Source organism: Williamsia herbipolensis (genome assembly GCF_000964005.1).
Lineage (GTDB): Bacteria > Actinomycetota > Actinomycetes > Mycobacteriales > Mycobacteriaceae > Williamsia_A > Williamsia_A herbipolensis.
Genome location: NZ_JXYP01000013.1, coordinates 1 through 13,502, shown reverse-complemented (window position 1 = coordinate 13,502; position 13,502 = coordinate 1). Strand labels below are relative to the sequence as shown.

Here is a 13,502-nt window from a genome sequence, read left to right as displayed (position 1 = left end):
ACGAGTCCCTCGGCTATCAACCCCCAGCCGAGTACGAGGCCGCCCTACGGGCAGCCTCACACCCCAGCGAGTCAGCCGTCCCGGCCCTCGTAACGACGTAGGAACTAAACCTGGGGTACTTCACCACATATCCGCAACGAGGCCGGGAAATGCCGGCTCCGTGTTCACGCGGCCCGCGGATCGGGGTGGCTTCAGTCATCGCACGACCGGGCATTTCCGATATCTGGTACCTGAGGTACCATGTACATCTACAGGCGGTAGAAACACCAACCTCAGGAGGCTTCTCATGGCTAGAACCGGCGTGATCAATCGTTGGCGTAGCAACATGGATGTGCTCGACGACACCGCGTACACCGACATGCTCAACACGCTGTCCGAAGGTTCGGTGCGACGACACTTCAATCCGTACATCGATATCGACTGGGACTCGCCGGAGTTCGCGGTGACACCGAATGACGAGCGTTGGATCCTCCCGGGGACCGACCCGCTCGGGCGGCACCCGTGGTACCAGGCGCAGTCGGTCGAACGAAAGATCCAGATCGGCATGTGGCGTCAGGCCAACGTCGCGAAGGTCGGCCTGCACTTCGAGTTGGTCCTGATTCGCGGCCTGATGGATTACGCGTTCTGGACACCCAACGGGTCGCCCGAGTACCGCTACTGTCTGCACGAGGCCGCTGAAGAGTGCAACCACACCATGATGTTCCAGGAGATGGTGAACCGGATCGGCGTCGACGTGCCCGGGATGCCACGGTTGCTCAGGTGGGCCCAGCCGGTCGTCCCGTTGATGGCGGGTCCGCTGCCGATCCCGTTCTGGTTCGGCATCCTCGCCGGTGAAGAACCCATCGATCACACGCAGAAAAGTGTTCTGCGCGAAGGTAAGAAGCTGCACCCGATCATGGAGCGGGTGATGGCGATCCACGTGGCCGAAGAGGCGCGCCACATCTCATTCGCGCACGAGTACCTGCGTAAGCGAGTGCCACATTTGTCGCGAGCGAAGCGGTTTATGCTCTCGCTGTTCGTGCCGGTGATGATGCGCGTGCTGTGTTCGGCCATCATGGTGCCGCCGCGCGCCTTTTGGACAGAATTCGACATTCCGCGCTCGGTCCGCAAGGACGTCTTCTTCAATTCGCCGGAGTCGCGAGCGTTGTTGCGCGACATGTTCGGCGACGTACGGATGCTGTGCAACGACACGGGCCTGATCAATCCGCTCTCCAAGAGAGTGTGGCGGATCTGCAAGATCGACGGTAAGCCGAGCCGCTACCGCAGTGAGCCGCAGCGTCGGCACGTCTCTACCGCCGCTTAGAACCGCCACATGCCCCATGTGATCACCCAGTCGTGTTGTAGCGACGGGTCGTGCGTATTCGCGTGCCCGGTGAACTGTATTCATCCCTCGCCGGACGAACCCGGTTTCGCCACCGCGGAGATGCTGTACATCGATCCGGTCTCCTGTGTCGACTGCGGAGCTTGTGTCTCGGCCTGCCCGGTCGGGGCGATAGCGCCAGAGGAGAAGCTGCGGCCTGAACAGTTGCCGTTCGTAGCACTCAACGCGGCGTTCTACCCGGATCGGCCCGCGGGAGAGCGGGTTCCGCCGACGTCGAAGCTGGCGCCGGTCATCGACGCCCCGAAAGTCGATGCACCCGAGTCAAACCCGCTCACCGTGGCGATCGTCGGCTCCGGCCCGGCCGCGATGTATGCCGCCGACGAACTACTCACCCAGTCGGGGGTGCGGGTAAATGTCTTCGAACGGCTCCCCACGCCCTATGGGCTGGTGCGGGCTGGCGTTGCGCCCGACCATCAGAACACCAAGCGGGTCACACGGCTTTTCGACGAGGTGAGCCGATCGTCTGGGTTCACCTTCTACCTCAACGTAGAGGTGGGCGCGGACGTGTCCCACTCCGAGCTGCTGGACCACCATCACGCGGTGGTGTACGCCGTCGGAGCGCCGAACGATCGCAGACTCGACGTCGACGGCATGACGCTACCCGGCGCCGGCACGGCCACCGAGGTGGTCGCGTGGATCAACGGACATCCCGAGTATGCCGATCTCCCTGTCGATTTGGGTGGTGAAAGGGTGGTGCTGGTCGGCAACGGCAACGTCGCACTCGATGTGGCCCGCATTCTGACGACCGACCCGGACGTGTTGGCGCACACCGATATCGCCGATCACGCGCTGGCCGCGTTGCGGAAGTCGAAGGTGACCGAAGTGGTGATCGCCGCCCGCCGCGGGCCGGCGCAATCCGCTTTCACCCTGCCGGAGTTGATCGGGCTGACGTCGACGTGCGACGTGGTTCTCGATGCGACCGACCATGCTCTCGTGCAGGCTGACCTCGCCACGGCGGAGGATCCGCTGATCCAAAACAAGCTGAAGGTACTGCGCGAGCTCGGAGACGCGTCCGAAACAGCAACGCGCCCAAGGATCCGGTTGGCGTATCGGCTGACGCCCACAAGCATCCTCGGCACCGACCGCGTCAGCGGCATCGAGTTCACGTTCACCGGAACGGATCGAGTGTGCCATCTCGACGCCGGTCTGGTGCTGACGTCGATTGGATACCGCGGCAAGGCCATTCGCGATCTGCCGTTCGATGACGTCGCCGCCGTTATTCCCAACGACCGGGGCCGGGTCCTCGATCCGCGAACCACACAACCGGTGCCGGGCAGCTACGTGGCGGGCTGGATCAAGCGCGGCCCCAACGGCTTCATCGGCACCAACAAGTCGTGCGCGGCGGAGACAGTACAAAGCCTCGTCGGTGACTACAACGCCGGCCTGTTGGCCAGGGCGCACACCAGGCCCGACGCGTTGGCGAAACTGGTGCGCAGCCGCAGACCGGATGTCGTGAACGCAGCCGGATGGAGAGCCATCGACGGAGCGGAGATCAAGCGCGGCGGGGGGCGCCGCCCGCGCGACAAGTTCACCTCGGTCGCCGACATGTTGGCAGTAGCGGCCGCCGCACCTACCCCGTCGTTCTCGCAGCGGGTGTTGGGCGGTCTCCGTCACTGACGACGAGCCCGCTGTCGCGCAGAGCAGAAACGACGTCGCGGATGGTTACACCGCCATACTAATGCGGGGCGATGCTGATGACCGTCATCGTGGCCTCGGCGATCATCAGCAGATGGTGTTCGCGAGGGGGTGCAGATCCGTCCCGGCATCTCCGGGAGGGCTCATTGTCGGACCTGCTGTTCGTGTTTCGCCGTTATGCAGAAGCACTTTGTTAGCAGCGTGCGATCATCGCGGCAACGGCGAGTTCACCATCGCATTGCAGGGGGCTGACTCCGCCGCCGCGAAGCGGCACGTCTGCTCTAGACCACCTCGCGCCCCGATTTCGTGGGCGTGGTCTGTGATCACCGACTGGTCGCCGATCACCACCGGGTATGGCACTGGCGCTCCGGTCACCGACCATCACTGGACCCATCGAGACGCCAGCCTAACGTCGGTTATGCGGTGGAAGTCGCTGATCCCGGCGCATACAACACCGTGTTCGGGACTGTGAGGTCGCGCGATGGCCGCCCGAATAGCTGCGCAACCGCCGCCGAGTGGGGCCGACATACTCATCGCGCATCACGCTCGGGCGTTGAAAGCCCCGCGGATCGCGGGCGAATGTTGCCAGCTCGCCAAGCACGGACGCGGCGCCGGTTGGTTGTTGAAGACTATCTCGCCGCGGTGTTAGCGGTCGAGACCAACGCCCGTGCCGAGTCCGGTTCCGTGCTCCCGGATGGCGAGTGCTGGGTTCCCTGCGATCAATACGGTCACCGATTTCGCCATGCGGCTCCTATTGACCCGATCCATGTCCGCTACCCAGATCGCGCTCGAACACGGGTACAGCGATCTGACTAACTTCTCGCACGCATTCAAGCGCTTGACCGGTCACTCTCCCAGCGAGCTCCGTCACGCACGGCACTGACCGGCCCAGCCCCGGATCGATCCCCTACGCCTGCGATCAAGGGGGCCGTGGGCATACCTGGGGACGGCACGGCGGGACACCGGCCGGCGCCGTGAGACGACACGGCCTCAGACGTCAAGGGTGGCGAGCGGTTCCTCGAGTCCCAGATAGCGCAGGGCAACCCGCGAGATCTGCCGACCGGTGGCATCACTATCACCGGCAGGCAGAACGAGATGACTCACCGTCAACCGAACAAGCGCATCGATACCGTCAGCGACGTCGTCACTGTCGAGCTGCGGAAAATGATCGGTGAACCAGCACACCAGCTCGTTCGAAGCGACCTGCAGCAACGTGGTCGACGTCGTGAGTAGCGGCAACATTCCTGTACTGCGGCTGGACTTCGCGGTGCCGTCGGCGGTACTGGACGTCAAGACCGCTTTGAGCAACGGGCTGGCCGCGGCTTCGTTCAATGTGAAACGAACGGCCCAGGTGATGGCCTCATTCGCATGGTCGCTGCGTTGGTCGAGAACTTGACGAATCCCCGCCAGGAACCGCTCTCCCTCCCTGACCACGAGGGCGTCGCCAAGACCCTGCTTGTCGCCGAACTCCTTGTACAACGTGGGGCGGGAGACTCCGACGAGCGCAGCAATCTCGGCCACGCGTACGCGCTCCCACCCCTTCTCCACCGTCAGCACGTGAGCTGTCGCCAACACCTGCTCGCGCATATGCCGTCGAAAAGACATGCGCATCGATTCGCCCGTCATGCCGACACTCTAGACAGGTGACGATTTTTGTTCATTTCAGGTCACAATGCCGCGCACACAGCACCGTACAATGATGTTGACACCGTTGACAGTCTATGTATTTCTGATGCGACTGTTGACAGACAGGCCGGTAATGTAGTGCCCTTGCACGGTTGGTTATCGATGGTCCCGACAGGAGCGGCGTGAACGACGATTCAAGCGGGACAGCGGACCTGTCAGTCGCCCCATCGGGCCATATCGACCCTGTGTTGGCAAGCTGGGCTTCGGGGATGGTTGCCCGGTTGCCCGACGGAACCCAGCTGCCGCCACACTCAGAGCGCTGCCTTGGTTGCGGGCCCGCCAATCCCCACGGTCATCATCTGGAGGTACATCGCGACGGAGAGAGAGTCGTTGCGGCGCACACTTTCGACGACCGTCACGTGGGAGCACCCGGTATTGCCCACGGGGGTGCGGTAGCCACCGTCTTTGACGATCTCTTCGGTTTTCTCCTCTTCACAATCGGCGAGCTTGCTGTCACCCGATCGTTGAACGTCGACTACGTCGCACCCGTGAGGCTGGGCACTGCGTACACCGTGACCGCGAGCCTCGACCGCAGTGAGGGACGTCGGCTATACGTCAGTGCACACCTGCGCCGTCCAGACGGAACCGAAATCGCCACGGCAACAGCGTTGTTCATGACAGTGACTATCGACCATTTCGTGCGCGCACTGGAACAACCGTGAGTGGCGAGGCGACCGGCACGCAATTGCTGATGGCGGCCCTTCTTGCCGATCACGGTGGCGCCGGCCCGTACGAGTCCTACAAGCGTCTACGCGACTTCCACCCGGTGCTGCAGACCAATTCGGGGGTGTTGGTACTAAGCCGGTACCGCGATTGCGACAGCGCACTTCGTGACCGCAATCTGGGCAAAGTCGACGAGTCGTTGGGCTTCCGGCTCACCGACGTGCCCGACGATCTTAAACACCGCGCAATGCACCGATTCCGGCGAACGATGCTGTTTCGCAACCCTCCAGATCACACGCGGCTCCGTCGGTTGATCACCGACGTCTTCACGACACGCCACGTCGAGCACCTGCGCACGGGAATCACCGACACCATCGAGCAATTGCTCAGCGACATCGAGGGCAAACATGACGTCGACGTCATGACCGACCTCGCACTCCCGCTTCCGGTGAAAATTATCGGCGACCTGCTGGGTCTGCCCCCGGATGGTCGAGAACTGGCGGCCTCAGTCGTTCGCGACCTGGTGGCACCGTTGGAGCCGATGGCCGACGCTGCCGCTCTGGAGCGAGCCGCTGCCGCCGAGGATCAGTTGGCCGAGTACCTCGAAAAACTTCTCGTGAGCAAGCGAGATCACCCCGCAGATGACTTGCTGAGCAGGCTCGTCGCAGCGCACGACGACGACGGACTCGACAACGACGAATGCGTCGGCACTGCGATCCTGCTGTTCGCCGCCGGCTTTGAGACAACGACAAACTTGATCGGCAACGGACTAGCCGCGCTGCTCGCAAACCCCCACCAAGCCGACCTTCTCCGCCAACAGCCGGCGTTGGCCGCTGGCGCGGTAGAGGAGCTGTTGCGTTATGACGCTCCCGTCCAGACCAATGGGCGCACCGTCCTTGAGTCGACGCGGATCGCCGACGTCGAGCTCGAGCCCGGTCAGGTCGTCCTGACCCTGCTCGGCGCAGCCAACCGGGATCCGGATCAATTCACCCACCCCGACAGCCTTGACATAACGCGCACGGGCTCGCGGCCGCTTTCATTCGGTGCGGGCATCCACTTCTGTCTTGGCGCAGCGCTCGCACGCATGGAGGGCGCCGAATTGTTCCCACGCCTCCTGATCCGGTTTCCCGAACTGTCACTGGCAGGTGAGCCGTTGTGGCGGGCGGGACTGTCATTCCGCGGACTGACGTCGCTACCGGTAAATACCCGGTAAGGGTGAAAAACCCAGCTGCTCTGTAGCTGGGACCCCGCGGCGGACGATTGCGGGCCAGGTGACTCACCTGTCGCGCATCGACACGAGGGGCGAGGCCTGCTAACCAACGGCAACGATTCTGTCCCGAGACTGGCTACTATCAGCGGCATTCCGTTGCGGACGCGTTGACCGACGCCCGGGGAACTCTCAGGATTGGAGTGGTAGTCGATGGCGCGCCGACGCGAGAGAGAAGAACAGACGGAACAACCACTCGATGATCTGGACCCCCGACTGGCACGTTCCCGAAACCGGCTCGTGGACGCGGCGTCTGCGCTCTTGTCATCGGGAGGGGTCGACGCAGTCACCGTCGGCGCAGTCTCACGGATGTCGCGGGTTGCGCGAACCACGCTGTACCGGCATTTCGACGGCACCACCGACTTACTGGCCGCAGCATTCGAACGTCTGCTCCCCCACGCGCACGTGGCCGACACCCGCGGACCTATCCGCGAGGCCCTCGTGCGGTTGCTTCGCGGTCAAGCTGCGCTCATCGAACAGGCAACTCTTCAATTGACCACCCTCGCGTGGCTGGCGATGGTCCCCGAAGAGCCCGGCGGACGACCAAACACCCTCGCCCCGTTACGCGCGCGTGTCATTGGGCAATACCGTGAGCCGTTCGATCGAGTGCTCAACAGCGAGGCGGCCCGTAGTGAACTCGACGAGCTTGATATCGAGCTGGCCATTGCCCAACTCGTCGGCCCACTGGTGTTCGCGCGACTCTCGGGGCTTCGCTCGATGAGCGCCGCGGACTGCGCGCAACTCGTCGACGATTTTATCGCCGCCCACCGCCGGAACTGATTCCAGACGATTCTGCACCCAACGACAGCCAACCGTCCGCTACATGTTGTAGCGTAACGAAACTGGTTGTTTCGTTGTTGTGAAGGGCGCACGATGTCAACTCTGTTGCAAGCCGGTGCGTGACGGATGATGACTTCGGGACGCCCCCTCCGGCGCGGCGAGTACAGCCAGACGCTAGGGCGGCTGGCGCGCTACGTCTTGTCACATAAGGCGCTCGTGGTCACGGCGTGGGTCTCTACGGCGGTGGTGCTGGCTGTGTTGTTCCCGCAGTTGGAGACGGTGGTGCGCGCGCAGTCGGTCGACCCGATCCCCGCCGGGGTGCCGTCGTTCCGGGCGCTGGACCGTATGGGTGATGCGTTTGGTGAAAAAGGCGCCAAGACGACCGTTTTCGTGACCATGGAGGATCCTGCAGGGCTCACCGAGCCAGTGCGGCGACGCTACGACAACCTCGTTGCACGACTGCAGCACGACCGCGACAACGTGCAGGCCGTCCGCGATCTGCTCGCAGACCCGATCACCGCCCGGCAAGCTTTCAGCGAGGACAAGAAGGCGTGGTATCTGCCCGTCGGGGTGAGCGGCACCCTCGGCGGGCCCAAGGCGGCAGATGCTGTGGAGTCACTACGTCGAACGGCGGCACAGGCCTTCGCAGGAACCGACACGACGGTGCACGTCACGGGTCCCACGGCCACCTTCACAGACCAGATAGCCGCCGCCGAGAAGGACCTCGTCCTGATCACACTGGCCACGGTCCTCCTGATAGCAGTGATCCTGCTGGTCGTGTACCGGTCGATCTTCACCGCAATGCTGCCGCTACTGGTGATCGGGATCAGCCTGGCCGTCGGCCGAGGTGTGCTCTCCGCGCTCGGCGAACTGGGCATGCCCGTCTCACAGTTCACCGTCGCGTTCATGACCGTCATCCTGCTCGGCGCCGGTGTCGACTACTCGGTCTTCCTCGTCAGCAGATACCACGAACGGCTCCGTCGCGGCGCGGACCCCGCCGACGCTCTCGTAGACGCGACAGCAACAATCGGTCGAGTAATACTCGCCTCAGCCACCACAGTTGCTCTCGCGTTCATGGCAATGATTTTCGGCCAACTCAGTGTCTTCGCCACACTCGGCCCCGCATGCGCGGTGGCAATCGCGGTGGGCTTTATCGCCACGGTCACACTGTTACCGCCGGTCCTGTTGTGGGCCGCGCGATTCGGCTGGGGGTGCCCCTCGCAAAGACCTGACCCGCCGCTACTGGAACCGCATCGCAGTCCTGGTCGTACGCCGACCGGTACCACTGCTGGCCGCCGGCCTCGTCGGCCTGTCGCTGTTGAGCGTCATCGCCATCGGGATGCAAATCACCTACGACGACCGGGACGGCCAACCCTCGACAACCGACAGCAACCAGGGCTACGCGCTGCTCAACAGGCATTTCCCTCGCGACATCACCATCGCCGAATTCATCGTCATCAGCGCCCCCACCGATCTCAGAACCGCGAAAGGACTCGCTGATCTCGACCAGATGGCGTCGCGGATAGCTCAAGTCCCAGGCGTTACCCGGGTAGTCGGAGTTACTCGGCCCACTGGCGCCAAACTCGACCAGGCCAAGCTCTCATTCCAGAACGGCCAGATCGGCGATCGCGTCTCGGGCGCGGTCGGCGAGGGGCAAGCGCGTCAAGGCGATCTCGACCAGCTGCGTTCTGGCGCAAATCAACTCGCCGACGGTCTAGGGCAACTCGACACACAAATCCGCACCAACCTCGCCCCACTGTCCGAAATCCTCGATCAAGTAACCACAGTCGGCGACAACATCAATCAGTACCGACCACTCCTACAGTCGCTCACCGACGCCGCTCCGCAACTGGACCAGGCGGCGAGAAGCGCACCCCAGTTGTCCGCCCTGGCTCAACGATCATCCGCCGCCATCGCCGCGATCACATCAATACTCCCCTTGCTCGACACCTCACCCCTGTGCACCCAGGTACCCCAATGCAACACACTGCGCCAACAAGTGCGCGACCTTGCCGCGCTCCGGGACAACGGCTTCTTTACTCAAATCACCACACTGTCAACGCAGCTCACCCAGACAAAGACACCGATCACGTCGGTGGCCGATCAGCTCAGCACCACGCTCAGCACACTTGAGACAACGCTGGGAACCTTACAAACCCAGGACATTCCGTCGAAAATTACGCAACTGCAGACTGGCGTCGCCCAGCTCGCGGCGGGAGCACGCGAACTCGCGGGAGGCGTTTCAACACTCGTCGACAACAGCATGCAACAACTGGCTGGAATGGCCACTCTCGCCGCTCAACTGCAGACCACTGCCCGTGAGACCGAGGGGTCGGACTCGGCCACCGGCTTCTATCTGCCTCGCGACGCGTTCGCCGACCAACGATTCTCTGACGTCGCGCGCCAATTCGTCTCCTCCGACGGGCACACCGTGCGCTACGCCGTGCAGACACGCTTCGACCCCTACAGCTCTGAGGCGATACGTCTCGCGGACACCATCGCCACCGTCGCCAACGATGCACGACCCAACACCACGTTGTCCGACTCGACCGTCTCCGTCGCCGGCTTCCCCGCCATCAACGCGGACCTGCAACGACTTCTCAACAGCGACTTTCGGCTACTCGCCATAGCCACCCTCGCCATTGTCGGCCTCATTTTGATGATCCTGCTCCGCTCAGTTGTCGCGCCCGTCTACCTGCTGGGCACCGTCATACTCAACTACACCGCAGCGCTAGGTGTCGGCGTACTCGTCTTCCAACACTTGCTGCACACCGACATCGCCTGGCCCGTCCCGCTACTGGCCTTCATCGTTCTGGTTGCCGTCGGCGCGGACTACAACATGCTGTTGGTTTCACGACTACGCGAGGAATCTCGGCACAACATTCGTGTCGGCGTGTTACGCACCGTCACCAACACCGGATCAGTCATCACATCCGCAGGCCTCATTTTCGCCGCCAGCATGTTCGGTCTCATCTTCGGTTCCATCGGCATCATGACCCAAGTCGGACTCATCATCGGCGTCGGCCTCCTCATCGACACCTTTATCGTGAGAACGATTGTCGTACCTGCCATCGCCACACTCCTGGGCAGCGCCAGCTGGTGGCCCCAAAAGGCACTGTGACATCACAGGCCAGCTACGGCTTGCCCACATCGACCGGGCGAGAATCGAACAACTCACCGTTCCTGCGATCGCAACGCTGGCAGATGAAGCAAGCTGTCAGGCCCCGCACGAGCCGGACCTGACGGCCGCCGAGCCGAGCCTCGACCGGTTCCCAATTAGAGCGCCGCGTGTGCGGCGAGAAAGTCATCGACGATGCGGACACAATCCTCGGCGGTGATAACAGTCAGGCCTGTGAGCCGCGCGAAGACGATTGGGCCGACGAGCTGGGTCAGCGCGAGTCGATCATCGAGGTCGGCAATCTCTCGGTGGGCCTCTTCGGTGGCGAGAATCGCATCAAACGGCTCCCGATACTGGGTTACGACTCGCTCGCGCAGCGTCGTGAGCGTAGTCCGATCGGCAGGTTCGGGATCGATCTGGCCCGGCCCCAACGCCAGCCACGCCATCGTCGTGAGCTGAAGAGGCGCCTCGTCGATCAACGTCGCCTGCTGGGTGAGCAGCGCGATCAACCGGTCCCGGATCGATCCATCAACAGCTGCAGGGTCGACATGGGGCAATAGGCGTTCGAACGTTGCCGCCAACAAGTGCGTACTGCTGCCGAAATGCCGATACAGCGTCGTGCGAGCAACTTTCGAGACACGAGTGACCGCATCGATCGTGACAGCCTCGATTCCGCCAGTCGCCAGTAATCCTGACGCGGCATCGAGTAGTCGTGTTCTCGAACGAAGCCACCGCGGGTCGGCCGCATCGTCGGGTACGCCGCTCGCTGTTGTCATCTCGGCCACCGTCATACCTTGCCCAATCGATCCAAGCTGGGTGCACGAACTCTCCCAGTCCCTTACGATACCGATAGTAGCGCAGCGCTACTTTCAGTAGTTGACAGTAAAGGGGATGCGATGCCGAAGGCCAACTCGGGTCTGTCTCGATCACAGCGGTGGACCCTGGTCGTGGCATGTATGTCGGTCACCGTTGTGATCGCATCGATGTCCGCCCTCTACACCGCGTTGCCCGACATCACGTCCTCGACTGGAGCCACTCAAGCCGAGCTCACCTGGGTCGTCGACGGATACACCCTCGCGTTGGCGTGTTTGGTGCTACCGGCCGGTGCCTTAGGCGACCGTTTTGGGAGGCGGGCTGCACTCATAGCCGGCTTGACGATCTTCGCCGGCGCATCCATTGTGCCGGCGGTGGTCCACGAGACCGGCTGGTTGATCGGTGCCCGCGTAGTTGCGGGCATCGGGGCGGCGCTGGTCATGCCGTCGACATTGTCGTTACTGACAGCCGGGTTTCCGTCCGACCGCCGCGGTACGGCTGTGGGGATTTGGGCCGGAGTAGCCGGATCGGGTGCTGTCGCGGGGATACTCGGCTCGGGCCTACTGCTCGAATACAGTTCTTGGCCAACGATTTTTATATGTTTGTCCGCTGCGGGGGCGGGGCTACTCATCGCGGCGCTGACCATCCCGGAGTCGATCGACCGTCAGCGGGTCGCATTCGATGCGAAAGGAGCTATCGCCGCAGCCACCGCCATCGGACTGTTCGTGGTCGGTCTCATCGAAGGACCTGTCCGCGGCTGGAGTGATCCTCTGGTGCTCGCCGCGCTGATCGGCGCAGCATTGTTGGCTGTGTTGTTCGTCTGGGCCGAGCACCGAGCGACTCATCCGATGCTCGACCTCGCACTGTTCACCAACAGGGCGTTTGGCAGTGCAACACTGACCATTGTCCTGCAGTTCCTGGTCACTTTCGGAGCGTTTTTGCTGCTGGTGCAGTACCTCCAGTTGACCCTCGGATACAGCGCGCTGGCGGCCGCCGGGGCCATCGCTCCGGTAGCCATCCCGCTGGTCGGGATCTCGTTGCTGGCCACCTCGATAGCCTCACGAGTGGGGCTGCGGGCGATGAACGTATCCGGACTCCTCGTGATCGCTCTGTCGCTCTACCTGGTCAGCCGGCTGCAGAGCACATCTGGCTACCTCGACGTCTGCATGGTGATGATCTTGATGGGCGCTGGAATCGGGCTCTGCACCGCGCCGTCGACCGAGGCGATAGTCACCAACACCCCATCTGACAAGCAAGGCCTTGCTGCGGCAGTAAACGACGCCGCCCGTGAAATAGGCGCGGCGATCGGAATCGCGATCGCCGGCAGCGTTCTCGCCGCCGGGTACGCCAACCGAATCGACCCGGTTCTTGCTCAAATACCGGCGGTGGCAAGAATACCCGTGTCGAACTCACTGGCAGCCGCGCTCGAGGTCGCCGACCACGCGGGGCCCCAAGGGGTGCAACTGACCCGCTACGCCACCGCAGCGTTCATCCATGGCACCCACAACGCAGCCCTGATTCTGGCCGCCATCACCGCAGTGTCCGCGGTCATCATCGCCGTATGGGCACCAACACGGCGCACCAAGCCCACCGCAGGCCGCGCGCTCACCACACCCATCAACACGGTGCACACCCATGAGTGATCAACTCCTACCGCCGCACACACCCGAGTGCATGGGATGCGGGCCAAACAATGCTGCCGGTCTACAGATGCAAGTGCATCTCACCGACAACGAGGTCTACACCGACATCGTCTTCGACAGCCGCCACGTCGGTGCACCCGGCCTTGCTCACGGCGGAGCAGTCAGCGCCGCGTGTGACGACCTGTTCGGCTTCACCCTCTGGATCGCCCGCCGCCCCGCCGTAACCCGATCACTGACCGTCGAATACCTGGCCCCCGTCGCACTCGGGCAAACCCACAGAATCACCGCCCACATCGTCAAACAATCCGGTCGCGCAATACATGTCGCCGCTTCCGGAACCAGTTCCTCAACAACCTGTTTCACAGCATCAGCCATCTTCATCGAAGTACCCTGAAGTACCCCAGGTTTAGTTCCTACGTCGTTACGAGGGCCGGGACGGCTGACTCGCTGGGGTGTGAGGCTGCCCGTAGGGCGGCCTCGTACTCGGCTGGGGGTTGATAGCCGAGGGACTCGTGG

General features: G+C 63.1%; 9 protein-coding genes and 2 pseudogenes. 9 read left to right on the top strand and 2 right to left on the bottom strand.

Annotated features, from left to right (window positions below; genetic code table 11):
* Window positions 1-286: 286 nt before the first annotated feature.
* The 3 genes from TU34_RS05845 (at window position 287) to TU34_RS24250 (ending at window position 3,899) form a co-directional block, all read left to right on the top strand.
* Window positions 287-1,303 (top strand): AurF N-oxygenase family protein, encoded by a 1,017-nt coding sequence (locus TU34_RS05845; protein WP_045821940.1) that lies wholly within the window; start codon window positions 287-289, stop codon window positions 1,301-1,303.
* A gap of 9 nt (window positions 1,304-1,312) precedes the next feature.
* A complete protein-coding gene (locus TU34_RS05840) occupies window positions 1,313-2,998 on the top strand; it encodes an FAD-dependent oxidoreductase (RefSeq protein ID WP_045821939.1) in 1,686 nt (561 codons plus the stop codon).
* A gap of 712 nt (window positions 2,999-3,710) precedes the next feature.
* Window positions 3,711-3,899: a helix-turn-helix domain-containing protein gene (locus TU34_RS24250; protein ID WP_045821938.1), complete on the top strand. Its 189-nt coding sequence runs from the start codon at window positions 3,711-3,713 to the stop codon at window positions 3,897-3,899.
* Window positions 3,900-4,006: 107 nt separating this feature from the next.
* Here TU34_RS24250 and TU34_RS05830 read toward each other — a convergent pair whose 3' ends face one another.
* Window positions 4,007-4,603 carry a TetR/AcrR family transcriptional regulator gene (locus tag TU34_RS05830; protein ID WP_045821937.1) on the bottom strand — a complete coding sequence of 199 codons (597 nt, stop codon included), beginning with the start codon at window positions 4,601-4,603 and terminating at the stop codon, window positions 4,007-4,009.
* 221 nt (window positions 4,604-4,824) lie between these two features.
* Between TU34_RS05830 and TU34_RS22915 the strand changes: the two genes are divergently transcribed.
* The 4 genes and pseudogenes from TU34_RS22915 to TU34_RS05815 all read left to right on the top strand — a co-directional run bounded on the left by TU34_RS22915 (window position 4,825) and on the right by TU34_RS05815 (window position 10,533).
* Complete coding sequence (locus TU34_RS22915; protein WP_238981184.1) at window positions 4,825-5,364, top strand: PaaI family thioesterase; 540 nt, start codon at window positions 4,825-4,827, stop codon at window positions 5,362-5,364.
* On the top strand, window positions 5,361-6,578 hold the full coding sequence (locus TU34_RS05825; protein ID WP_238981183.1) for a cytochrome P450: 1,218 nt from the start codon (window positions 5,361-5,363) through the stop codon (window positions 6,576-6,578). Before TU34_RS22915 ends, TU34_RS05825 begins: the two co-directional genes overlap by 4 nt.
* A gap of 207 nt (window positions 6,579-6,785) precedes the next feature.
* Window positions 6,786-7,412: a TetR/AcrR family transcriptional regulator gene (locus TU34_RS05820; RefSeq protein WP_045821936.1), complete on the top strand. Its 627-nt coding sequence runs from the start codon at window positions 6,786-6,788 to the stop codon at window positions 7,410-7,412.
* Between the two features lie 129 nt (window positions 7,413-7,541).
* Window positions 7,542-10,533, top strand: a pseudogene (locus TU34_RS05815) (MMPL/RND family transporter).
* 155 nt (window positions 10,534-10,688) lie between these two features.
* On the opposite strand, the gene TU34_RS05810 reads toward TU34_RS05815, so the two are convergent.
* Window positions 10,689-11,306: a TetR/AcrR family transcriptional regulator gene (locus TU34_RS05810; RefSeq protein ID WP_082079916.1), complete on the bottom strand. Its 618-nt coding sequence runs from the start codon at window positions 11,304-11,306 to the stop codon at window positions 10,689-10,691.
* Window positions 11,307-11,486: 180 nt separating this feature from the next.
* Here TU34_RS05810 and TU34_RS05805 point away from each other — a divergent pair, with 180 nt between their 5' ends.
* Complete coding sequence (locus tag TU34_RS05805) at window positions 11,487-12,986, top strand: MFS transporter (RefSeq protein WP_238981182.1); 1,500 nt, start codon at window positions 11,487-11,489, stop codon at window positions 12,984-12,986.
* Window positions 12,979-13,374, top strand: a pseudogene (locus TU34_RS22910) (PaaI family thioesterase); the annotation flags it as partial. The gene TU34_RS05805 and the pseudogene TU34_RS22910, both read left to right, overlap by 8 nt.
* Window positions 13,375-13,502 lie beyond the last annotated feature (128 nt).

Coding starts and splice junctions, on each gene's coding strand:
- TU34_RS05845 (WP_045821940.1), top strand. CDS start 287: ATGGCTAGAACCGGCGTGATCAATCGTTGGCGTAGCAACATGGATGTG.
- TU34_RS05840 (WP_045821939.1), top strand. CDS start 1,313: ATGCCCCATGTGATCACCCAGTCGTGTTGTAGCGACGGGTCGTGCGTA.
- TU34_RS24250 (WP_045821938.1), top strand. CDS start 3,711: ATGGCGAGTGCTGGGTTCCCTGCGATCAATACGGTCACCGATTTCGCC.
- TU34_RS05830 (WP_045821937.1), bottom strand. CDS start 4,603: ATGCGCGAGCAGGTGTTGGCGACAGCTCACGTGCTGACGGTGGAGAAG.
- TU34_RS05820 (WP_045821936.1), top strand. CDS start 6,786: ATGGCGCGCCGACGCGAGAGAGAAGAACAGACGGAACAACCACTCGAT.
- TU34_RS05810 (WP_082079916.1), bottom strand. CDS start 11,306: ATGACAACAGCGAGCGGCGTACCCGACGATGCGGCCGACCCGCGGTGG.
- TU34_RS05805 (WP_238981182.1), top strand. CDS start 11,487: ATGTCGGTCACCGTTGTGATCGCATCGATGTCCGCCCTCTACACCGCG.